General features: G+C 72.2%; 17 protein-coding genes, 1 tRNA gene and 3 pseudogenes. 10 read left to right on the plus strand and 11 right to left on the minus strand.

What is annotated here, in order from left to right; genetic code table 11:
* Positions 1 to 27: 27 nt before the first annotated feature.
* From iolD to iolC, 4 genes are read right to left on the minus strand one after another with little or no spacing between them, the layout of a single operon-like run.
* Positions 28 to 1,899: a 3D-(3,5/4)-trihydroxycyclohexane-1,2-dione acylhydrolase (decyclizing) gene (gene iolD, locus ACQY0Z_RS27655; protein ID WP_189905595.1), complete on the minus strand. Its 1,872-nt coding sequence runs from the start codon at positions 1,897 to 1,899 to the stop codon at positions 28 to 30.
* Complete coding sequence (gene iolB, locus ACQY0Z_RS27660; RefSeq protein ID WP_189905597.1) at positions 1,896 to 2,789, minus strand: 5-deoxy-glucuronate isomerase; 894 nt, start codon at positions 2,787 to 2,789, stop codon at positions 1,896 to 1,898. Before iolB ends, iolD begins: the two co-directional genes overlap by 4 nt.
* Positions 2,790 to 2,826: 37 nt before the next feature.
* Positions 2,827 to 3,702 carry a Cgl0159 family (beta/alpha)8-fold protein gene (locus ACQY0Z_RS27665; RefSeq protein ID WP_189905599.1) on the minus strand — a complete coding sequence of 292 codons (876 nt, stop codon included), beginning with the start codon at positions 3,700 to 3,702 and terminating at the stop codon, positions 2,827 to 2,829.
* A gap of 13 nt (positions 3,703 to 3,715) precedes the next feature.
* Complete coding sequence (gene iolC / locus ACQY0Z_RS27670; protein ID WP_439812986.1) at positions 3,716 to 4,696, minus strand: 5-dehydro-2-deoxygluconokinase; 981 nt, start codon at positions 4,694 to 4,696, stop codon at positions 3,716 to 3,718.
* Positions 4,697 to 5,018: 322 nt separating this feature from the next.
* Here iolC and ACQY0Z_RS27675 point away from each other — a divergent pair, with 322 nt between their 5' ends.
* The 5 genes from ACQY0Z_RS27675 (at position 5,019) to ACQY0Z_RS27695 (ending at position 10,074) form a co-directional block, all read left to right on the plus strand.
* A complete protein-coding gene (locus tag ACQY0Z_RS27675) occupies positions 5,019 to 6,038 on the plus strand; it encodes a sugar ABC transporter substrate-binding protein (RefSeq protein WP_189905603.1) in 1,020 nt (339 codons plus the stop codon).
* Positions 6,038 to 7,117, plus strand: coding sequence for an ABC transporter permease (locus ACQY0Z_RS27680; RefSeq protein WP_189905605.1), 1,080 nt, complete (start codon positions 6,038 to 6,040; stop codon positions 7,115 to 7,117). Before ACQY0Z_RS27675 ends, ACQY0Z_RS27680 begins: the two co-directional genes overlap by 1 nt.
* 5 nt (positions 7,118 to 7,122) lie before the next feature.
* Positions 7,123 to 8,034: an ATP-binding cassette domain-containing protein gene (locus ACQY0Z_RS27685; RefSeq protein ID WP_254586188.1), complete on the plus strand. Its 912-nt coding sequence runs from the start codon at positions 7,123 to 7,125 to the stop codon at positions 8,032 to 8,034.
* A gap of 1 nt (position 8,035) precedes the next feature.
* A complete protein-coding gene (locus tag ACQY0Z_RS27690; RefSeq protein WP_189905609.1) occupies positions 8,036 to 8,938 on the plus strand; it encodes a sugar phosphate isomerase/epimerase family protein in 903 nt (300 codons plus the stop codon).
* Positions 8,939 to 9,045: 107 nt separating this feature from the next.
* The gene (locus ACQY0Z_RS27695) at positions 9,046 to 10,074 is read left to right on the plus strand and encodes a Gfo/Idh/MocA family protein (protein ID WP_439812987.1); all 1,029 of its coding nucleotides are present in this window, start codon (positions 9,046 to 9,048) and stop codon (positions 10,072 to 10,074) included.
* 394 nt (positions 10,075 to 10,468) lie between these two features.
* Here the strand turns inward: ACQY0Z_RS27695 and ACQY0Z_RS27700 are convergent.
* From ACQY0Z_RS27700 to ACQY0Z_RS27715, 4 genes and pseudogenes are all read right to left on the minus strand, one after another.
* A pseudogene (locus ACQY0Z_RS27700) lies at positions 10,469 to 11,040 on the minus strand (Gfo/Idh/MocA family protein); the annotation flags it as partial.
* The gene (locus ACQY0Z_RS27705; protein ID WP_189902920.1) at positions 11,037 to 12,041 is read right to left on the minus strand and encodes a Gfo/Idh/MocA family protein; all 1,005 of its coding nucleotides are present in this window, start codon (positions 12,039 to 12,041) and stop codon (positions 11,037 to 11,039) included. The gene ACQY0Z_RS27705 and the pseudogene ACQY0Z_RS27700, both read right to left, overlap by 4 nt.
* A 49-nt stretch (positions 12,042 to 12,090) precedes the next feature.
* A complete protein-coding gene (locus tag ACQY0Z_RS27710; RefSeq protein WP_439812988.1) occupies positions 12,091 to 12,867 on the minus strand; it encodes an SDR family oxidoreductase in 777 nt (258 codons plus the stop codon).
* 29 nt (positions 12,868 to 12,896) lie between these two features.
* Positions 12,897 to 14,072 (minus strand): phytanoyl-CoA dioxygenase family protein, encoded by a 1,176-nt coding sequence (locus tag ACQY0Z_RS27715; RefSeq protein ID WP_439812989.1) that lies wholly within the window; start codon positions 14,070 to 14,072, stop codon positions 12,897 to 12,899.
* Between the two features lie 109 nt (positions 14,073 to 14,181).
* Here ACQY0Z_RS27715 and ACQY0Z_RS27720 point away from each other — a divergent pair, with 109 nt between their 5' ends.
* Positions 14,182 to 15,216 (plus strand): LacI family DNA-binding transcriptional regulator, encoded by a 1,035-nt coding sequence (locus ACQY0Z_RS27720; protein WP_189902926.1) that lies wholly within the window; start codon positions 14,182 to 14,184, stop codon positions 15,214 to 15,216.
* Positions 15,217 to 15,309: 93 nt separating this feature from the next.
* Positions 15,310 to 15,888 (plus strand): TMEM175 family protein, encoded by a 579-nt coding sequence (locus ACQY0Z_RS27725; RefSeq protein WP_439813388.1) that lies wholly within the window; start codon positions 15,310 to 15,312, stop codon positions 15,886 to 15,888.
* A gap of 12 nt (positions 15,889 to 15,900) precedes the next feature.
* Here ACQY0Z_RS27725 and ACQY0Z_RS27730 read toward each other — a convergent pair whose 3' ends face one another.
* Positions 15,901 to 17,064: a Gfo/Idh/MocA family protein gene (locus ACQY0Z_RS27730; protein WP_189902928.1), complete on the minus strand. Its 1,164-nt coding sequence runs from the start codon at positions 17,062 to 17,064 to the stop codon at positions 15,901 to 15,903.
* A 183-nt stretch (positions 17,065 to 17,247) separates the two neighbouring features.
* Between ACQY0Z_RS27730 and ACQY0Z_RS27735 the strand changes: the two genes are divergently transcribed.
* The 3 genes and pseudogenes from ACQY0Z_RS27735 (at position 17,248) to ACQY0Z_RS27745 (ending at position 18,644) form a co-directional block, all read left to right on the plus strand.
* Positions 17,248 to 17,321: transfer RNA gene (locus ACQY0Z_RS27735), tRNA-Pro, on the plus strand.
* Between the two features lie 90 nt (positions 17,322 to 17,411).
* A pseudogene (locus ACQY0Z_RS27740) lies at positions 17,412 to 17,892 on the plus strand (PPOX class F420-dependent oxidoreductase).
* Between the two features lie 83 nt (positions 17,893 to 17,975).
* Positions 17,976 to 18,644: an MSMEG_1061 family FMN-dependent PPOX-type flavoprotein gene (locus ACQY0Z_RS27745; protein WP_439812990.1), complete on the plus strand. Its 669-nt coding sequence runs from the start codon at positions 17,976 to 17,978 to the stop codon at positions 18,642 to 18,644.
* Here ACQY0Z_RS27745 and ACQY0Z_RS27750 read toward each other — a convergent pair.
* Positions 18,635 to 18,964, minus strand: coding sequence for a DUF6069 family protein (locus tag ACQY0Z_RS27750; RefSeq protein ID WP_439812991.1), 330 nt, complete (start codon positions 18,962 to 18,964; stop codon positions 18,635 to 18,637). The two genes, ACQY0Z_RS27745 and ACQY0Z_RS27750, sit on opposite strands and share 10 nt — an antisense overlap.
* Before the next feature lie 147 nt (positions 18,965 to 19,111).
* Positions 19,112 to 19,541 (minus strand): annotated as a pseudogene (locus ACQY0Z_RS27755) (ankyrin repeat domain-containing protein).
* Between the last annotated feature and the right edge of the window lie 19 nt (positions 19,542 to 19,560).

The raw sequence follows: 19,560 nt of genomic DNA on the forward strand, positions 1-19,560 counted from the left end.
GCTCCCGGTCGGAGCGCGGGGACGGGTTCACAGGTGGCGGCGGCGCCCGGAGACCTGGGCGTCGTACCGTTCGCGGGCCCGCACCGCGGCCTCGCGGGTGGCGACCTCCGCCACCGGCACGTCCCACCACGCCTCGGCCGGGGGAGCGGTCGGCGCCGGGTCGGTCTCGACGTACACGCAGGTCGGACGGTCCGAGGCGCGCGCCTCGGCGAGGGCGGCGCGCAGTTCCCGCACCGTCTTGGCGCGCAGTACGTCCATGCCGAGGCTGGCCGCGTTCGCCGCGAGGTCCACCGGGAGCGGGGCGCCCGTGAAGGAGCCGTCGTCCGCGCGGTACCGGTAGGCGGTGCCGTAGCGCTCGCCGCCGGTCTCCTCCGACAGACCGCCGATGGAGGCGTAGCCGTGGTTCTGGACCAGCACGACGTTGACCGGCAGGCCCTCCTGGACGGCCGTGACGATCTCCGTGGGCATCATCAGGTACGTGCCGTCGCCGACGAGCGCCCAGACGGGCGTGCCGGGCGCGGCCTGCTGGACGCCGAGCGAGGCGGGGATCTCGTAGCCCATGCAGGAGTAGCCGTACTCCAGGTGGTACTGGCGGGGGCTGCGGGCGCGCCACAGCTTGTGCAGGTCGCCGGGGAGCGAGCCGGCCGCGTTGATCACCACGTCGTCCTCGCCGACCACCGCGTCCAGCGCGCCCAGCACCTGCGTCTGGGTCGGTACGGCGGTGTCGTCGTCGGCGCGCAGGGCCGCCTCGACGACCGCGTCCCAGCGCTCCTTGCCCTCCCGGTACTCCGCCTCGTACGACGCGTCCACCCGGTACCCGGCGAGCGCCTCCGTGAGCCGCTGCAGGCCGGTGCGCGCGTCGCAGACCAGGGGGCGCGCGGCGAGCTTGTGGGCGTCGAAGCCGGTGATGTTCAGGTTCACGAACGTCACGTCAGGGTTCCGGAACAGCGTGCCGGAGGCGGTGGTGAAGTCGGTGTAGCGGGTGCCGACGCCGATCACCACGTCGGCGTCGCGGGCCAGCGCGTCGCTCACCGCGGTGCCGGTGTGGCCGATGCCGCCCAGGTCGGCGGGGTGGTCGTGGCGCAGGGAGCCCTTGCCGGCCTGGGTGGAGGCGACCGGGATGCCGGTGGCGTCCACCAGCGCCCGCAGTGCCTCCTCGGCCTCGCTGTGGTGCACCCCGCCGCCCGCGACGATCAGCGGCCGGCGCGCCGCCCGTACGGCCGCCACGGCCGCGTCCAGCTCCACCGGGTCCGGGGCGGGCCGCCGTACCGTCCACACCCGCTCGGCGAAGAACTCCTCCGGCCAGTCGTACGCCTCCGCCTGCACGTCCTGCGGCAGCGCGAGGGTGACGGCGCCGGTCTCGGCCGGGTCGGCGAGCACCCGCATCGCGTTCAGCGCGGACGCGATCAGCGCCTCGGGGCGGGTGATCCGGTCGAAGTAGCGGGACACCGGGCGGAGCGTGTCGTTGACCGACACGTCGGCCTCGACGGGATGCTCCAGCTGCTGGAGCAGCGGGTCGGCGGCGCGGGAGGCGAAGTAGTCGCCGGGCAGCAGCAGCACCGGCAGCCGGTTGATCGTGGCGAGGGCGGCGCCGGTGACCAGGTTGGTCGCGCCGGGGCCGATGGACGTCGTCACCGCCTGCGCCGAGAGGCGGTTCAGCTGGCGGGCGTAGCCGACGGCCGCGTGCACCATCGACTGCTCGTTGCGGCCCTGGTGGTACGGCATGGCGTCCCGGTACTCCACCAGCGCCTGCCCGAGACCGGCGACGTTGCCGTGGCCGAAGATGCCCCAGGTGCCCGCGATCAGCCGGCGGCGCACGCCGTCCCGCTCGGTGTACTGCGCGGACAGGAACCGCACCAGGGCCTGGGCGGTGGTCAGTCGGCGGGTGGTGGCGCTCATGCGGACCTCTCCGGTGCGGTGTAGAGGGGGAGTCGGGGGTCGACGGGCTGCTCGGGCCAGGTGTCGCGGATCCAGGCGTGGCCGGGGTGGTCGCAGATCAGCCAGGCGCGCTCGGCCTCGGGTCCCGCCATGACGTTGAGGTAGTACATGTGGTGGCCCGGCACCGCCATCGACGGGCCGTGCCAGCCGTCCGGGATGAGGACGACGTCGCCGTCGCGCACCTCGGCCAGCACGTCCGTGTCGCGGCCCGGGCCGGACGGGGAGACCCGCTGGTAGCCGAGGCCCGGCGTGCCGTCGTGGGCGGCGAACTCGAAGTAGTAGATCTCCTCCAGCACCGACTCCTCGCCCGGCCGGTGCTCGTCGTGCTTGTGCGGCGGGAACGACGACCAGTTGCCGCCCGGGGTGAGCACCTCGACCGCGATCAGCTTGTCGCACTCGAAGACGCCGGCCGCGCCGAAGTTGTTGACCTGGCGGGAGCAGGTGCCGGTGCCGCGCAGCTCCACCGGCACGTCCGACGCGGGCCCGTAGCGGGCCGGGAGCCGCCGGGTGCAGCGGGCGCCGGTCAGCGCGAACCGGCCGCCCTCCTCCGAGGACACGGTGACCCGGGCGTCGCGCGGGACGTAGGCGAAGTCGGTCACGCCGTGGAACACGCTCGTCCGGCCGGTGAGCGGGAACTCCTCGTGGCCGTGGTCGTCGTCCGCGGCGACCGTGCACGCGCCGCTCAGCGGCAGCACGATCCACTCGCTGTCCCCGGTGTCGAAGCTGTGCGAGCCGCCCGGCTCCAGCCGCAGCACCCGCAGGGAGGAGTACCCCCAGCCGGCGCTGTCCGGGCTCACGTCCACGGCGTACGGGCCGGCGACGGCCTTGCCCGCGGGAAGGTGATGGGTCATGGGTGCCTCCGTCTGCGTACGTCGTCGTACGGGCTGGTCACAACAGGCCGACGGCCGTGTCCACCGCCGTCTCCACGCTGCCCTCGGCCGGGTAGAGCAGCGAGCGGCCGACGACCATGCCCTGCACGGTGGGCAGCCGCAGCGCCTTGCCCCAGCGCTCGTAGGCCGCCTCCTGGTCGCCGACCTCGCCGCCGAGCAGCACCACCGGCAGCGTCGAGGTGCGCAGCACCGCCTCCATGTCGTCGACGTCCTCGGTGACCGGCAGCTTCAGCCAGCTGTAGGCGGAGGTGCCGCCGAGCCCGGAGGCGATGGCGACGGAGCGGGTGACGGCCTCGGCGGACAGGTCGTTGCGCACTTTGCCGTCCACCCGGCGGGAGATGAACGGCTCCACGAACACCGGCAGCCGGCGCGCGGCCATCGCGTCGACGGCACGGGCGGAGGCCTCCAGGGTGGCGAGCGAGCCGGGGTCGTCGTAGTCGATGCGGACCAGCAGCTTGCCCGCGTCGAAGCCGAGCCGCTCGATGTCCTCGGCCCTGTGTCCGGTGAAGCGGTCGTCCATCTCGAAGGACGCCCCGGCGAGGCCGCCGCGGTTCATGGACCCCATGACGACCTTGTTCTCCAGCGCGCCCAGCAGGAGCAGGTCCTCCAGGATGTCGGCGGTGGCCAGCACCCCGTCCACGCCCGGCCGGGACAGCGCGACGCACAGGCGTTCCAGCAGGTCCGCCCGGTCCGCCATGGCCAGACGGCGGTCTCCTATGCCGAGCGCGCCCCGGGCGGGGTGGTCGGCGGCCACGATCATCAGCCGGCCGCTGTCGCCGATCAGCGGACGGCGGGCCCGGCGGGCCGCCGCCTCGGCGACGGCCTCGGGATGCCGGGCGCGGACCGTGGTGAGCTCGGGGATGCTGAGTTTCAAGGAAGGGCTCCGTTCAGGACTGGGCCGGCCGGCCTGCCGCGTCCCGCGTGAGGAGGCCGGCGACCTCCGGCGCGGTCGGCATGGCGGACGAGCAGGCGAGGCGCGAGGCGACGAGGGCGCCGGCCGCGTTGGCGTGACGCATGGTCCGCTCCAGGTCCCAGCCGGAGAGCAGACCGTGGCAGAGCGAACCGCCGAAGGCGTCGCCGGCGCCGAGGCCGTTGACCACCTCGACCGGCACCGGGGGCACCTCCGCCCTGGTGCCGTCCCGGTGCACGGCCAGCACACCCCGGGGACCCTGCTTGACCACGGCCAGCTCCACGCCTGCCGCCAGCAGCGCCTCCGCGCACGCCTTGGGCTCGCGCACCCCGGTGGCGACCTCGCACTCGTCGAGGTTGCCGACCGCGACCGTCGCGTGGCCGAGCGCCTCGCGGTAGTACGGGCGCGCCTGGTCCGGGTCCTTCCAGAACATGGGACGCCAGTCCAGGTCGAACACGGTGGTGCCGGCCTTGGCGCGCGCCTCCAGGGCGGCGAGCGTGGCCGTGCGGCTGGGCTCCTCGCTCAGACCGGTGCCGGTGATCCAGAAGATGCCGGCCGCGCGGATCGCCGGCAGGTCCAGCTCGTGCGGGTGGATCTCCAGGTCGGGGGCCTTGGGGCGGCGGTAGAAGTAGAGGGGGAAGTCGTCCGGCGGGAAGATCTCGCAGAAGGTGACGGGCGTCGGGTACGCGGCCACCGGGGTCACCCAGCGGTCGTCCACGCCGAAGTCCTTCAGCGCCTGGTGCAGATACGTGCCGAAGGGGTCGTCGCCGGTGCGGGTGATCACCGCGGTGGAACGGCCGAGCCGCGCCGCGGCGACCGCGACATTGGCGGCGGAGCCGCCCAGAAACTTCCCGAACGTCTCCACCTGCGACAACGGCACCCCGGTCTGCAGGGGATAAAGATCGACCCCGATGCGACCCATGGTCACCAGGTCGAAATACTGTGGTGTGTCGGCCATTGAGCGACGCTCCTCGAGCTGCTGGGGATGCGGGGCCCAGGACGCCCTGCCACGGTGGGGACGTGCTTCCGGGGACCTGCCGCCTCCCAGGTGTAGGTCTCGAGGGGCGGCGGTGTCAATAGTTTGTACTTACATTCGGACGAGCGCGTGAAATGATGTCTTAACAAAGTATTGACAGCAGGCGGTTCTCGGGGATTGGATCGCGTCCCAGCACAACCGCCGTGTGTGATGGCACACACCCCGGACTCCCGAGGTTCCGGGCACCGGACTCTCGGACTCCTCGCCCCCTTTTCCCCGTGAAGCACAGTGAGGTGCAGGACTGATGGACCGCTCTTCCCACCCCCGCTCCCGCAGAGTCGCCCCCTTCGTCGCGGCCGCGGCGGCGGCCGCCCTGGCCCTCGCCGGCTGCTCGAGCAGCAGTGGCGGCAAGAAGTCCGAGGAAGGCGGAGCGGACGCCTCGGCCGGCAAGGCCTCGACGCCGCAGATGACGGTCGCCCTGGTCACCCACCAGGCACCCGGCGACACCTTCTGGGACATCGTGCGCAAGGGCGCGCAGACCGCCGCCGACAAGGACAACGTCAAGCTGATCTACTCGGCCGACCCGAACGCCGGCAACCAGGCCAACCTGGTGCAGAACGCCATCGACCAGAAGGTCGACGGCATCGCGGTCACCCTCGCCAAGCCGGACGCACTCAAGGGCGTCATAGCGAAGGCCACCGCGGCCGGCATCCCGGTCGTCGGCCTGAACTCCGGACTGAGCGACTGGAAGGACCTCGGGCTGCTGGAGTTCTTCGGGCAGGACGAGACCGTCGCGGGCGAGGCGTTCGGCAAGAAGCTCAACGAGGTCGGCGCGAAGAACGCGGTCTGCGTCGTCCAGGAGCAGGGCAACATCGGCCTCACCCAGCGCTGCGCCGGCCTGGAGAAGACCTTCGAGGGCAAGACGCAGGTCCTCAACGTCAACGGCACCGACATGCCGTCGGTGAAGTCGACCATCACCGCCAAGCTGAAGCAGGACTCCTCCATCGACTACGTCGTCACCCTCGGCGCGCCCTTCGCGCCGACCGCGGTGCAGTCCGTCGAGGAGGCCGGCAGCAAGGCGAAGGTCGCCACGTTCGACCTCAACAAGGAGCTGACCGGCGCCATCCAGGACGGCGACATCCAGTTCGCGGTCGACCAGCAGCCCTACCTCCAGGGCTACCTGGCCGTCGACGGCCTGTGGCTCTACAAGAACAACGGCAACTACAGCGGCGGCGGCGAGCAGCCCGTCCTGACCGGTCCGGCGTTCGTCGACAAGTCCAACGTCGAGGCGGTCTCCCAGTACGCCGCGAAGGGCACCCGGTGATGAGCATGGCCCAACAGGCTGAGCCGGCGGCGACCACGCCGCCGGCCCCCGGCCCAGAGAAGCAGAAGGACGGACGCACCGCGCGGCGCCCGCTGGCGCTGCGGCTGCTCGCCCGGCCCGAGGTCGGCGTGTTCCTCGGCGCGGTCGCGGTCCTGGTCTTCTTCCTGTTCACCGCGCCGCCGGTGCGCGACGGCAGCTCGATGGCCAACATCCTGTACCAGTCGTCGACCATCGGGATCATGGCGCTGCCCGTGGCGCTGCTGATGATCGGCGGCGAGTTCGACCTCTCCGCCGGCGTCGCCGTCGTCACCTCGGCGCTCACCGCGAGCATGCTGAGCTACCAGCTCACCCTGAACGTGTGGATGGGCGTCGTCGTCGCCCTCGTGGTGTCCCTCGCCATCGGCTTCTTCAACGGCTGGATGCTGGTGAAGACCGGACTGCCGAGCTTCCTGGTCACCCTGGGCACCTTCCTGATCCTCCAGGGCGTCAACCTCGCCGTGACCAAACTCGTCACCGGCAACGTCGCCACCGACAGCATCAGCGACATGGACGGCTTCGACCAGGCCAAGGCGCTCTTCGCCTCCAGCTTCGAGGTCGGCGGCGTCCAGGTGAAGATCACCGTGATCTGGTGGCTCGTCTTCGCCGCGCTGGCCACCTGGGTCCTGCTGCGCACCAAGTACGGCAACTGGATCTTCGCGGTCGGCGGCAACAAGGAGAGCGCCCGCGCGGTCGGCGTCCCCGTCACCTTCACCAAGATCTCCCTGTTCATGCTGGTCGGCTTCGGCGCCTGGTTCGTCGGCATGCACAACCTGTTCTCCTTCAACACCGTGCAGTCCGGCGAGGGCGTGGGCCAGGAGCTCATCTACATCGCCGCGGCGGTCATCGGCGGCTGTCTGCTGACCGGCGGCTACGGCTCGGCGATCGGACCGGTCTTCGGCGCCTTCATGTTCGGCATGGTGCAGCAGGGCATCGTCTACGCCGGCTGGAACCCCGACTGGTTCAAGGCCTTCCTCGGCGTGATGCTGCTCGGCGCCGTCCTCATCAATCTGTGGGTCCAGCGCACGGCGACCCGGAGGTGACCGCAATGACCGACAAGACGACCGGCACCGACGGTGCCGCCCGCACGGACACCCCGGCCGGTGAGGACCGCCCCCTGGTCGAGCTCCGTTCCGCCGGCAAGTCCTACGGCAACATCCGCGCCCTGCACGGCGTGGACCTCACCGTCCACCCCGGCAAGGTGACCTGCGTCCTCGGCGACAACGGCGCCGGCAAGTCCACCCTCATCAAGATCGTCTCGGGGCTGCACCAGCACACCGAGGGCGAGTTCCTCGTCGACGGCGCACCGGTGCGCTTCTCCACCCCGCGCGAGGCCCTCGACAAGGGCATCGCCACCGTCTACCAGGACCTCGCCGTCGTCCCCCTGATGCCGGTGTGGCGGAACTTCTTCCTCGGCTCCGAGATGACCAAGGGCCCCTGGCCCCTGCGCCGCCTCGACATCGAGCGGATGAAGAGGACCGCCGACGAGGAGCTGCGCAACATGGGCATCGTCCTCGACGACCTGGAGCAGCCCATCGGCACGCTCTCCGGCGGCCAGCGCCAGTGCGTCGCGATCGCCCGCGCCGTCTACTTCGGCGCCCGCGTCCTCATCCTCGACGAGCCCACCGCCGCCCTCGGCGTCAAGCAGTCCGGGGTCGTCCTGAAGTACATCGCCCTGGCCCGCGACCGCGGCCTCGGCGTCATCTTCATCACCCACAACCCGCACCACGCCTACATGGTCGGCGACCACTTCAACGTGCTGCGCCTGGGCACCCTGGAGCTCAGCGCCGACCGCAGCGAGGTCAGCCTCGAGGAGCTGACCAACCACATGGCGGGCGGCGCGGAACTGGCCGCGCTCAAGCACGAGCTGGCGCAGGTCCGCGGCGTCGACACGGAGGGCCTGCCCGAGGCCGGCGACCTCCGTGCCGCCACGGCCGCGACCCCGGAAGGGAAGTCCTGACATGGCAGTCGCCCTCGACCGCATCCGGGTCGGTTCCGCCCCCGACTCCTGGGGCGTCTGGTTCCCCGACGACCCGCAGCAGGTGCCCTGGCAGCGCTTCCTCGACGAGGTCGCCGAGGCCGGCTACTCCTGGATCGAACTCGGCCCCTACGGCTACCTGCCGACCGACCCGGCCCGCCTCAAGGACGAGGTGAGCCGGCGGGACCTGAAGGTGTCCGCCGGCACCATCTTCTGCGGGCTGCACCGCGGGCCCTCCGAGTGGGACTCCACCTGGGAGCAGGTCAGCCGCGTCGCCGCGCTCACCCAGGCGATGGACGCCGAGCACCTCGTCGTCATCCCCTCGTTCTGGCGGGACGACAAGACCGCCGAGATCCTGGAGCCGCCGGAGCTCACCACCGAGCAGTGGGGCCACCTCACCCGGGGCATGGAACGCCTCGGCCGCGAGGTGAAGGAGACGTACGGGCTCGACATCGTCGTCCACCCGCACGCCGACACCCACATCGACACCGAGGAGCACGTCGAGCGCTTCCTCGACTCCACCGACTCGGGCCTGGTCAACCTCTGCCTCGACACCGGTCACTACGCCTACTGCGGCGGCGACAGCGTCAAGCTGATCGAGACCTACGGCGAGCGCATCGGTTACCTGCACCTCAAGCAGGTGGACCCGGAGATCCTCGCCGACGTCGTCAAGAACGAGATCCCCTTCGGGCCCGCCGTCCAGCGGGGCGTGATGTGCGAGCCGCCTGCCGGCGTGCCGGAGCTGGGGCCTGTGCTGACGGCCGCGCAGAAGCTGGGCGTGGACCTGTTCGCGATCGTCGAGCAGGACATGTACCCGTGCGAGCCTGACAAGCCGCTGCCCATCGCGGTGCGGACCCGTAAGTTCCTTCGCTCCTGCGGCGCCTGAGCGATCTTGTGGCGCCTGAGCGCTTTTGTGGCGCCTGAGTGCTCTTGCGGTGCCTGAGCGCTTTTGCGGTGCCTGACCACCACGTCCCTCATGGGGAGGCAACTCACATGAACCGGCGCGAGACCCTTGGGATCGCGGTCATCGGCACCGGCCGCATGGGCGCCGACCACGTGCGGCGGATCGACCGGGTGATCAGCGGGGCGCGGGTCGCCGCGGTCGTCGACATCGACCGGGGGAGGGCCGAGGCCGTCGCTGCCGGCGTGGACGGCTGCACCGCGTACGGCGATGCCGACGAGGCGATGGCGTCGGCGGACGTCGACGCCGTCCTCGTCGCCTCGTCCGGGGCCGCCCACGAGGAGGCGCTGCTGGCCGCGTTCGCGCGGGACCTGCCCGTTCTGTGCGAGAAGCCGCTGACTCCGGACGCGGCGTCCGCGCTGCGTGTGATGGAGGCCGAGGTCGCTCTCGGGCACCGGCTGGTGCAGGTCGGCTTCATGCGCCGGTACGACACCGAGTACGTGCGCCTCAAGGCGCTGCTCGGCACCGGGCAGCTGGGGCGGCCGCTGATGCTGCACAACCGCCACCGCAACGTGGCCAGCCCGCCCTTCTTCACCAGCTCCATGCTGATCACCGACTCCGTGGCCCACGAGGTCGACGTCACGCGGTGGCTGCTGGGCCACGAGATCAGTGCCGTGACGGTGCTGTGCCCGTCGTCGTCCTCCGGCGCCCCCGGCGGACTGCGCGATCCGCAGTTCGTCGTCCTGGAGACGGACGGGGGCGCCCTCTCGGACGTGGAGATCTTCGTCAACTGCGGCTTCGGCTACCAGGTGCAGGCCGAGGCGGTCTGCGAACGCGGCACGGCCCGCATCGGCGACGGCCACGAACTGGTCACCAACATGGCCGGACGCTGGGGCGGCACCATCCCCCAGGACTGGACCGAACGCTTCGCCCAGGCCTACGACGACGAGGTCCAGGCGTGGGTCGACGCGACCCGGCGGGGCGAGGTCACGGGGCCGAGCACGTGGGACGGTTATGCGGCGGCGGCGGTGTGCGAGGCGGGGGTGCGGGCGCTGGAGACGGGGGGCCGGGCGGAGGTCGCGCTCGCGGAGCGGCCGGGGTTGTACGGGGCTGAGGTCTGAGGGGCGTCGTCCGGTCCGGCGGGGGCTGGGGTCGTCCGCCTGCGGTGCAGGGTGCTGTCCGGTGGGGGCTGGGGTCGTCCGCCTGCGGTGCAGGGTGCTGTCCGGTGGGGGCTGGGGTCGTCCGCCTGCGGTGCAGGGTTCTGACCGGTGAAGGTTGCGGCGTGACGCCTGCGGCGCAGGGTTGCGGTTCGGTGGGGGTGGGCGTAGCGCCCAGGGTGGGGTGGTGGTGCGGGGCCGCGGTGGGGGCGGTCGTCCTCGGTCCGGCGCGAGAGTGCGAGCTGAAGAGGCCCAGGGCGCGGACGCGCCAGCCGCTGCGGGCGCCCGCCCCCACCCCGTCCCCCACCCCGCCCCCACCCCGTCCCCTCCCCGCCGCGGGCGGCTAGCCGGACATCGGTGGCGGGCCCCCCGCCAACTGCGGGCATTCGTGCAGCCCGTAGCAGCCGAGGTCCATCAGCGCGCCGCCGGCCGGGGAGAGCGACCAGCGCGGGGCGTCGGGATCGGGGGCGGGGATCGCCACCAGAGTTTCCGCGTGGCGGAGTTCGCCCAGCTCGCCGGAGGCCGGCAGCCGCCGCGTGACCGGGTGGAAGAGGTAGTGGAACGCCTCCATGAAGACCGTGCCGGACGCAGCGGCGGCCTCAAGGAGCGCCTCCACGGAGTTGCTTGCCGACGGCTTCTCCGTCAGAACGTGCTTGCCCGCCGCGAGCGCTGCCAGGTTCCACGGCCCGTGGAGCCCGTTGGCGAGGGGCTGTAGGCCATCTCGACCTCGGGGTCGGCGAGCAGCTCGGCGTACGAGCCGTGGGTCCGCTCCACACCGTGCGCCGCGGCGAAGGCCTCGGCGCGGGAGCGGGCGGCCACCGCGACCAGGCGGTGGCCGGCGGACCGGGCCGGGGCGACGAGGGCGCGCTCGGTGATCCGCGCGGCCCCCAGGATGCCGATGCGCAGCGGCTGCGGAGCGGACTCGCTCATGCCTGCCGTACTTCCTCCAGGGTGACGGGCCGGTGCTCGTGCAGCGACAGGGTGCACGCCTCGGCGATCCAGCCGGCCTCCAACGCGTCCTCGATCGTGCACGGCGACGGACGGGTGCCCGCCACCACCTCGGTGAACGCGAGGAGTTCGGCGCGGTAGGCCTCGGTGAAGCGGTCCATGAAGAAGTCGTGCGGCACGCCCGCCGGGAAGGTGACGCCGGGTTCGACCGAGCGCAGCGGCAGCTTGTCCTCCAGGCCCACCGCGATGGAGTCGGTGAAGCCGTGGATCTCCATGCGGACGTCGTAACCCCGCGCGTTGTGGCGGCTGTTGGAGACCACCGCGAGGGTGCCGTCGTCCAGGGTGAGGATCGCGCCCGTGGTGTCGGCGTCGCCCGCCTCCTTGATGAAGTCGGCGCCCCGGTTGCCGCCGGCCGCGTACACCTCGGTCACCTCACGGCCGGTCACCCAGCGGATGATGTCGAAGTCGTGCACCGAACAGTCCCGGAAGATCCCGCCGGACGCGGCGATGTACGCGGCGGGCGGCGGCGCCGGGTCCAGCGTGGTGGAACGTACGGTGTGGAGCTTGCCCAGTTCGCCGGACTGGACTGCGGCGCGGGCGGCGACGAAGCCGGTGTCGAAGCGGCGGTTGTAGCCGATCTGCACGGGTACGTCATGGCCCGCGACCGCCTTCAGCACCTCGACGCCCTCGGTCATCGTGCGCGCCACCGGCTTCTCGCAGAAGACGGGCACGCCCGCGTCCACGCACGCCGTGATCAGCCCCGGGTGGGCGTCCGTCGCCGCGGCGACGACCACGCCGTCCACGCCGGCCGCGAGCACCGCCTCGGGGGAGTCCGCGACCTGCGCGCCGAAGCGCTCCGCGGCTGCCTTCGCGGCGTCCGCGAACGGGTCGGAGACGACGAGGGACTCGACGGCGTCGAGCCCGGACAGGGTTTCGGCGTGGAAGGCGCCGATGCGGCCGAGGCCGAGGATTCCGATGCGCATGAGGGGGTGCTCCTTGGGTGCGGGTGGTGCGGGTGGGGGCGAGGGGAGGTCAGTCGAGGCCGCCCAGGACGTTCTGGTCCCAGTCGATGACCGAGCCGGTGACCACCCCGGAACGGTCGGAGAGCAGCAGGACCACGAAGTCGGCGATCTCGTCCGGCTGGCCGAGCTTGCCCATCGGCAGCCGCGCGGCGGCCCGCTCCCGCCAGTCGTCGCCGGCGCCGTGGAAGGCGCGCTGCGTGGCGTCCTCGCCCTCGGTCGCGGTCCAGCCGATGTTCAGGCCGTTGATGCGGATCCGGTCCCAGCGGTGGGCGTGCGCCGCGTTGCGGGTCAGGCCCGTCAGGCCCGCCTTGGCGGCGACGTACGGGGCGAGGAACGGCTGTCCGCCGTGCGCCGACGACGTGATGACGTTGACGATCGTGCCGGGCTCGGCGCGCCGCACCATGTCCGCCACCGCCGCCTGCATGGCGAAGAACGGCGCCTTGAGGTTGATCGCGATGTGCTGGTCGAACAGGTCGGGGGTGGTGTCGAGCAGCGTGCCGCGTGAGGTCAGGCCGGCCGCGTTCACCAGGCAGTCGATACGGCCGTATGCCTCTACGACTTGGGCGACCGTTTCCTTGGCTTGGCCGGCGTCCGCCAGGTCCGCCCGTACGAACATGGCCTTGGCGCCCTGCCCGGCCAGTTCGGCGACCAGTGCCTCCCCCGGCTCCGGGCGGCGGCCGCTGACCGCCACGACCGCGCCTTCGCGCACCGCGGCCCGCGCGACGGCGGCGCCCACGCCCTGAGTACCGCCGTTGACGAGGACGACCTTGTCGTCGAGGAGTCCCATGGTGTCCTTCCGGTTGTTCAGTCTGAGGGTCAGCTTGCGCGCCGGGCCGTGGCCGTCCGCAGCGCGTCGCGGAGGGCTCGTGGGGTCCAGCTCTCGTGCAGCGCGCGGCGCACCGTGTCGGCCTGGGACGGCGGAGCGAGTCCCTCGACCGGCGGGTCGTTGTCCAGGTTGGTGGGGAACGGGTAGCCCTCGGCGCTCGCCGCGATCACGTTCTCCAGCCACTGTTCCGAGGCGCCCTCGGCCTTGCGGGCCAGCAGCACCGGGTAGACGGCGCCCACCACGGCCTCCCGGTCCACGGTCTCCATCGCACGTCCGAACGCCGAGGACACCTGGAGCAGGTTCGCCGTACGCCGGATGTCCGCCGAGTGGTTCGATCCGGCCGCGTGGAACAGCGCCGGGTTGAAGAACACCGCGTCGCCCTTGGCCAGGGGGAGCTGGATGTGGTGGTCGTCGAAGTACGCCTGGAAGTGCGGCAGCCGCCAGGCGAGGTAGCCCGGCTCGAACTTCTGCGAGTGCGGCAAGTACATCGTCGGTCCCGATTCGACGGGCATGTCGCAGTGCGCCACGGCGCCCTGGAGCGTGAGCACGGGGGAGAGACGGTGCACGTGCGCGGGGTGGGCGGCCGCCGTTTCGTTCGACAGGAAGCCCAGGTGGTAGTCGCGGTGCACGGTCTGTGCCGCGCCGCCCGGGTTGACCACGTTGACCTGGGACGTCACCTGGTAGCCGGGGCCCAGCCAGGCCGTGGAGACCAGCGCGATCATGTCGTTCGCGTAGTAGTCGGCGAACGCCTCCGGGTCGTGCAGCGCGGCCTTCTCCAGCGCGTTCCACACCCGGTCGTTGGCGCCCGGCGCGGCGAAGTGGTCGCTGGCGGTCGCGCCCGCGGCCCGCTGCTGGGCGATCAGGGCGTCGAACACGTCCGTGGTCCGGTCCACCACCGACGTGTCCGAGAAGGCGCCGCGGATCACCACGATGCCGGGGCCGTCGGCGAGGGCGTGGACCAGTTCGGCCTGCGCGGTACGGCGGTCCGTGAGTGCGAGCCGGTCGGCGTCGTACAGCAGTACGTTCCGTTCGACGGCCGAGGCCAGCGGGTACGAGGAGGCGTCGGTGGACTGCTCGACCAGGGCGCGGAAGGCGTCCAGGTCGCAGTCCCGCTCCGACAGCCAGGCGGCCGGCGCGGGGGTCTGCACGGAAGGCGATGCGGACATGGAGTCGTCCCTTCGGGTCACGGAGCGACGTGGGTGATGTCATTCTTGTCAGAACAAACCCCTCGCACCACCATCAGGAACCCATCAAAAACCCCTCAGGAGCAGTCGCATGGGGCACCCCTTCCCGATCCGCGAAATCGCACGTCAGGCCGGACTGAGCGAGGCCACCGTGGACCGGGTCCTCAACGGCCGGGGCGGGGTGCGGGAGAGCACCGCGCGCGAGGTGCACCGGGCCATCGCGGACCTGGACCGGCAGCGCACCCAGGTCCGTCTGGTCGGGCGGACGTTCATGGTGGACATCGTCATGCAGTCGCCCGAGCGCTTCTCCACGGCCGTCCGGGCGGCTCTGGAGGCCGAACTGCCCTCCCTGCACCCGGCGGTGGTGCGTTCCCGCTTCCACTTCCGGGAGACCGGCCCGGCGGAGGAACTGGTCGCGGTCCTGGACCGGATCGCCCGCCGCGGCTCCCAGGGCGTGCTCCTCAAGGCGCCCGACGTCCCCGAGGTCACCGCCGCCGTCGGGCGGCTCGCCGCGGCCGGCATCCCGGTCGTGACCCTGGTGACGGACCTGCCCGTCAGCGCGCGGATCGGCCATGTCGGCAGCGACAACCGGGCGGCCGGCGCCACCGCCGCGTACCTCATGGGCCAGTGGCTCGGCGACCGGCCCGGCAATGTGCTCACCAGCCTCTCCAGCGGCTTCTTCCGCAACGAGGAGGAGCGGGAGATGGGCTTCCGCAGCACCATGCGCGCCCGCCACCCCGGGCGCGTCCTCGTCGAGATCGCCGAGGGCCAGGGCCTGGACGCCACCCAGTACGACCTGGTCCGCGCCGCCCTGGAACGCGACCCGGAGATCCGCGCGGTCTACTCGATCGGCGGCGGGAACATCGCCACCCTGCGCGCCTTCGAGGACGCAGGACGCGAGTGCGCCGTGTTCATCGCGCACGACCTCGACCACGACAACACCCGGCTGCTGCGCGAGCACCGGCTGTCCGCCGTCCTCCACCACGACCTGCGCCACGACCTGCGTGAGGCCTGCCACATGGTGATGCGCGCGCACGGCGCCCTGCCGCCCGCGGGGCCCACCCTGCCGTCCGCGATCCAGGTGGTCACGCCGTACAACATGCCCGCGCCCGCCGTGGCCGGGTGACCCGGCTGGCGTGTAGCGCCCCGCGTCCGGCCGGCCGTGCCTACCGTCGAGCGCATGAGGAAACCGACCGCGGAAGGCGGGCCCGACCGGCTGCTGGCGCTGTCCGACGGCGTCTTCGCCATCGCCATCACCCTGCTGGTCCTCGACATCCAGGTGCCGCAGGGACTGGACTCCGACGGGTTCCACGAGGCGCTCCGCGACGTCCTGCCCAACCTGGGCGCCTACGCGATCAGCCTCGCCGTGCTGGCCGGCTTCTGGCGGGACCACCGGGCGATCTTCCACCGGGTGCGGCTGGTGGACGCCGACGTCATCTGGCTGACCGTTCTCGGCCTGGGCCTCGCCGCGCTGCTGCCGTTCCCCACCGCCCTGGTCTCCGAGTACGGCGACGAACCCATCTCCGTGGTCGTCTACTCGGCGGCGGTGGCCTCCCTCGGCGCCGTCCACCTCGCCCTCGCCGTCGTCGTCGCCCGCCGGCCCTGGCTGCACGGCGACGCCGAACCCCTGCGGAACGAGTTCCTCTACGCCGTCGATCTGGGGGTCATGGTGGGGGTGTTCGTGGTGACCATTCCCCTGGCCCTGGTGGTGGGGCCGACCGCCATGTGGTGGTGGCTGGTGCTGGTGCCGGTCAAGGTGTGGCTGGGGCGGAAGGAGGACGCGGCGGCGGCGAAGTAGACGCCGGGTGTCTCACGCGGGCGTGTCCACGGTGACCCAGGTGCGGTTCTCCGCCGAGCGCACCATCGCGTCCAGCACGGTCGCGCTGTGCACCGCGTCCGCGAGGGTGGCGCCGTACGGGACGCCCTCGGCGACCGAGCGCAGGAAGCGGTACGCCTCGATCACCTTCAGGTCGTCGTAGCCCATGGCGTTGGCCGCGCCGGGCTGGAACGCGCCGAACTCGCCGTCTCCCGGCCCCACGTACACCGTGCTGACCGGCTGGTCCTGGTAGCCGGTGCCGCGGCTGACGCCCAGTTCGTTCATGCGGCGGAAGTCCCAGAAGACCGCCCCCTCGGTGCCGTGCACCTCGAAGCCGTAGTTGTTCTGCTCGCCCACGGAGACCCGGCAGGCCTCCAGCACGCCCCGCGCGCCGGACGCGAACCGCAGCAGGCAGTTCACGTAGTCCTCGTTCTCCACCGCGCCCAGCTCGCCGCCGGTCGCGCGGGAGTGGCCGGCCGTGGCACCGGCCGGGCGGGCCCGCTCGGGCAGGAAGATCGCCGTGTCGGCGGTCAGCGAGGTGATGTCGCCGAGAAGGTAACGGGCCAGGTCGGCGCCGTGCGACGCCAGGTCGCCCAGCACTCCGCTGCCGCCGCGCTCCCGCTCGTAGCGCCAGGTCAGCGCGCCCTCCGGGTGGGCCGCGTAGTCGCTGAACAGGCGGACGCGGGCATGCGTGACCTTGCCGATCCCGCCGGAGGCGATCAGCTCGCGGGCGGCCTCCACAGCGGGCGCGTTGCGGTAGTTGAAGCCGACCGCGCCCTGGACACCGGCCTTGGCGACCGCGTCCGCGACCGCCCGGGCGTCCTCGGCGGTCAGCCCGACCGGCTTCTCGATCCAGATGTGCTTGCCGGCCTCGGCCATGGCCACGCCGATCTCGCGGTGCAGGAAGTTCGGCGCGGTGATGCTGACCGCGCGCACCCGGGGATCGGCGGCCACGTCACGCCAGTCGCGGGTCGTCGAGGCGAACCCGAACTGAGCGGCGGCCTCCTCGGCCCGCCCCGGCACCTCCTCGGCGACGGTGACCAGCTCCGGGCGCAGCGGCAGCCCGGGGAAGTGGTGCGCCACCCGCGCGTAGGCCTGGGTGTGCACCCGCCCCATCCAGCCGAATCCGACGACGGCGACGCCCAGAGCATCCACCATGACTTGCCTCTCTCCGGCCGGGTCCTGTCCTGCCCGCCCACCTTCGGGCGCAGGACGGTGTCCTGTCAACCATTTGACAGGACAAACGTGCGGCTTCTGCGGGCCGCGGCCCCGGCTCATCCTCCCCTCCGCATACGGTAGGGTTGACCTGCGAGATCACGCGGTTCGCCGCGAGAGCCGCATCGGGACGTGGCGCAGCTTGGTAGCGCACTTGACTGGGGGTCAAGGGGTCGCAGGTTCAAATCCTGTCGTCCCGACGATGCGAGCACAGGGGCCCGCCGGACATCCGGCGGGCCCCTGACGCATGCGGGGAATGGAGCGCCCGTTTGACGGGTGTTGCGCGGGACATGGCCACACGACCGGGACCTCGCCCCCTCTCCGACGAAGCCCTCTCGCGACTGCTCGCGAGCGGGCGGTTCGGTACGCCTCGCCACCGTCAAGCGCAGCGGTCACCCCCACCTGAGCACCATGGGGTACGCCTGGGACGCCGACGCCCGCCTGCTGGGTTTCTCCACGACGGCCGACCGGGTTAAGGTCGCCCATCTGCGCCGCGACCCGCACGCCGCGCTGCACGTCCAGGGCGACGACGTCCGGTCGTTCGCCGTCGCCGAGGGTGAGGCCGAGCTGTCGGACGTCACGACGGTCCCCGGGGACGCGGTCGGCCGGGAGCTGCTCGGCATCGCGTCCCGGTTCGGCCCTCCCGAGGACGAAGCGGCGTTCCTCCAACAGCTGGTCCACGAACGGCGGTTGGCCGTCCGGCTGAAGGTGACCCGGCTGTACGGGACGGTGCTCGACATCGGCGGTCCGGACGAGTCCGGGACCGAGTGACGCACACCGGGCGGGCTTCGCGGGTCCCGCGGGATCACCCGGAGCCCTGCGCCGGACCAAGGTCGTCTTCTAAGGTCGTGGGTATGACGACCGACACGCGGACCACCAGCGGCCTGCTCTTCGAGGCACTGGAAGCGGACGCCCTCACCAGCACGGAGCAGCTGCGCGAGCTGTACCCGCAGCCCCACGAGAACGCTGTCCGCAAGGAGATCGACCATCTCACCGACGAGACGCGGGCGCTGATCGGCTGCGCCTCGCTGGTGTTCATCGGGAGCACCGACGCCGAGGGGCGTGCGGACGTCACCCCGCGCGGTGGGCCGCCCGGGTTCGTGTCCGTGCTGGACGACCGGACGCTGGCGATTCCCGACGCGACGGGCAACAAGCGGCTCGACACGCTGCAGAACGTGGTGGAGACCGGGCAGGTCGGCCTGCTCTTCGTCGTCCCCGGCCGTACGTCCACGCTCCGCGTCAACGGCCGCGCCTTCGTCTCGGCCCGCCCCGAACTGCTCGGCCGGCTCACCGCCGTGGGCAAGCCGCCCGTCTCCGCGATCGTGGTGCGGATCGAAGCGGCCTACCCGCACTGCCCCAAGTCCCTGATGCGGGGCAACGCCTGGAAGCCGGAGAACTGGGTCCCCGCCGACGCCCAGCCGAGCAGCGCCCGGGTGACGCTGGCGCAGCTCGACCTGCCGGGTCTGACCGTCGAGCAGGTCGAAGAGCTCGAGCGGGAGTCGCTGCGCACGCGCTACGAGTGAGCAGGTGGCCGGCCGGTCAGCCCCGGGATCAGTGCGGCCGCCACGGCCAGGTGCATCAGCGTGAGCGCCGTGCGGGTCCCGCCGTCCATGCCGTCGCCGGCCAACGGCAGGAGGGACACGGCCAGTACGGCGACGGCCACCCCAATCCGGATCGCGCGGGCATGCCGTACCCCGAAGCGCTCCGGCGTGGCGAGGAGCGCCCACGCGGCGAGGGACGCGAAGATCGTGCCCTCACCGATGCCCGCGGCACGCGCGATCTTCGCGGTCGTCACGGCGGAGCCGTACTCGGTGATCAGCGGGATCGCGGCCTGAACGATCATCGCCCTTCGCTGCTCCGGCGACCTACCGGGGGCCCGGCGACGGGCGGGCGTGGTCGGTCCTTCTTGGCTGCTGTCATGACGGCGACGTGCGGAGTGACTACTCACTCCGTCAATGAGTGGGTACTCGCTCCGCACGCCGCCGTGTCCTCAGCCGGCCGTGTCCGGGGGCCGCGCGCCCGCCGCGAGGAGCACCTCGACCGTCTCCGCATGCGGCCCGTTCCGCGCCCACTGGAGGGGTGTGAGACCCGTGCCGGTCCTCGCGGAGGTTCGGATCGGCCCCGTGGTCGAGCAGTGCCCGCACCGCCCCGGTGTGCCCCCAGCAGGCCGCCCCGCACAAGGGCGTGCCCTGGTCACCGAGCCCGCTCTCCGCGTCGGGTGAGGCGCCGGCCGCCAGCAGGCGCCGGACCTTGTCGGTCGCACCGTGGACCGACGCGGCGTAGAGGGGTGTCGTGCTGTCGGCGTCACGCCCGTCGGGGTCGGCCCCGGCCCGCAGCAGGGCGTCGACCTCGTCGGTCTCCCCGAACGTCACCGCCTCGACGAGCCGCCGGACCAGCTTCTTCCGCTGTCGTCTGTTCACGCCCGCCGGCGTAGGTCCG

The sequence above is a fragment of the Streptomyces sp. P9-2 genome (assembly GCF_051903975.1).
Taxonomy (GTDB): Bacteria; Actinomycetota; Actinomycetes; order Streptomycetales; family Streptomycetaceae; genus Streptomyces; species Streptomyces cellulosae.

Bases quoted from the DNA above. Each gene is read 5' to 3' on its own strand.
- ACQY0Z_RS27695 (WP_439812987.1), top strand. From the start codon at position 9,046: ATGAACCGGCGCGAGACCCTTGGGATCGCGGTCATCGGCACCGGCCGC.
- ACQY0Z_RS27730 (WP_189902928.1), bottom strand. From the start codon at position 17,064: ATGGTGGATGCTCTGGGCGTCGCCGTCGTCGGATTCGGCTGGATGGGG.
- ACQY0Z_RS27750 (WP_439812991.1), bottom strand. From the start codon at position 18,964: ATGATCGTTCAGGCCGCGATCCCGCTGATCACCGAGTACGGCTCCGCC.
- iolD (WP_189905595.1), bottom strand. From the start codon at position 1,899: ATGAGCGCCACCACCCGCCGACTGACCACCGCCCAGGCCCTGGTGCGG.
- ACQY0Z_RS27715 (WP_439812989.1), bottom strand. From the start codon at position 14,072: ATGTCCGCATCGCCTTCCGTGCAGACCCCCGCGCCGGCCGCCTGGCTG.
- ACQY0Z_RS27690 (WP_189905609.1), top strand. From the start codon at position 8,036: ATGGCAGTCGCCCTCGACCGCATCCGGGTCGGTTCCGCCCCCGACTCC.
- ACQY0Z_RS27680 (WP_189905605.1), top strand. From the start codon at position 6,038: ATGAGCATGGCCCAACAGGCTGAGCCGGCGGCGACCACGCCGCCGGCC.
- ACQY0Z_RS27745 (WP_439812990.1), top strand. From the start codon at position 17,976: ATGACGACCGACACGCGGACCACCAGCGGCCTGCTCTTCGAGGCACTG.
- iolC (WP_439812986.1), bottom strand. From the start codon at position 4,696: ATGGCCGACACACCACAGTATTTCGACCTGGTGACCATGGGTCGCATC.
- ACQY0Z_RS27675 (WP_189905603.1), top strand. From the start codon at position 5,019: ATGGACCGCTCTTCCCACCCCCGCTCCCGCAGAGTCGCCCCCTTCGTC.
- iolB (WP_189905597.1), bottom strand. From the start codon at position 2,789: ATGACCCATCACCTTCCCGCGGGCAAGGCCGTCGCCGGCCCGTACGCC.
- ACQY0Z_RS27685 (WP_254586188.1), top strand. From the start codon at position 7,123: ATGACCGACAAGACGACCGGCACCGACGGTGCCGCCCGCACGGACACC.
- ACQY0Z_RS27705 (WP_189902920.1), bottom strand. From the start codon at position 12,041: ATGCGCATCGGAATCCTCGGCCTCGGCCGCATCGGCGCCTTCCACGCC.
- ACQY0Z_RS27720 (WP_189902926.1), top strand. From the start codon at position 14,182: ATGGGGCACCCCTTCCCGATCCGCGAAATCGCACGTCAGGCCGGACTG.
- ACQY0Z_RS27710 (WP_439812988.1), bottom strand. From the start codon at position 12,867: ATGGGACTCCTCGACGACAAGGTCGTCCTCGTCAACGGCGGTACTCAG.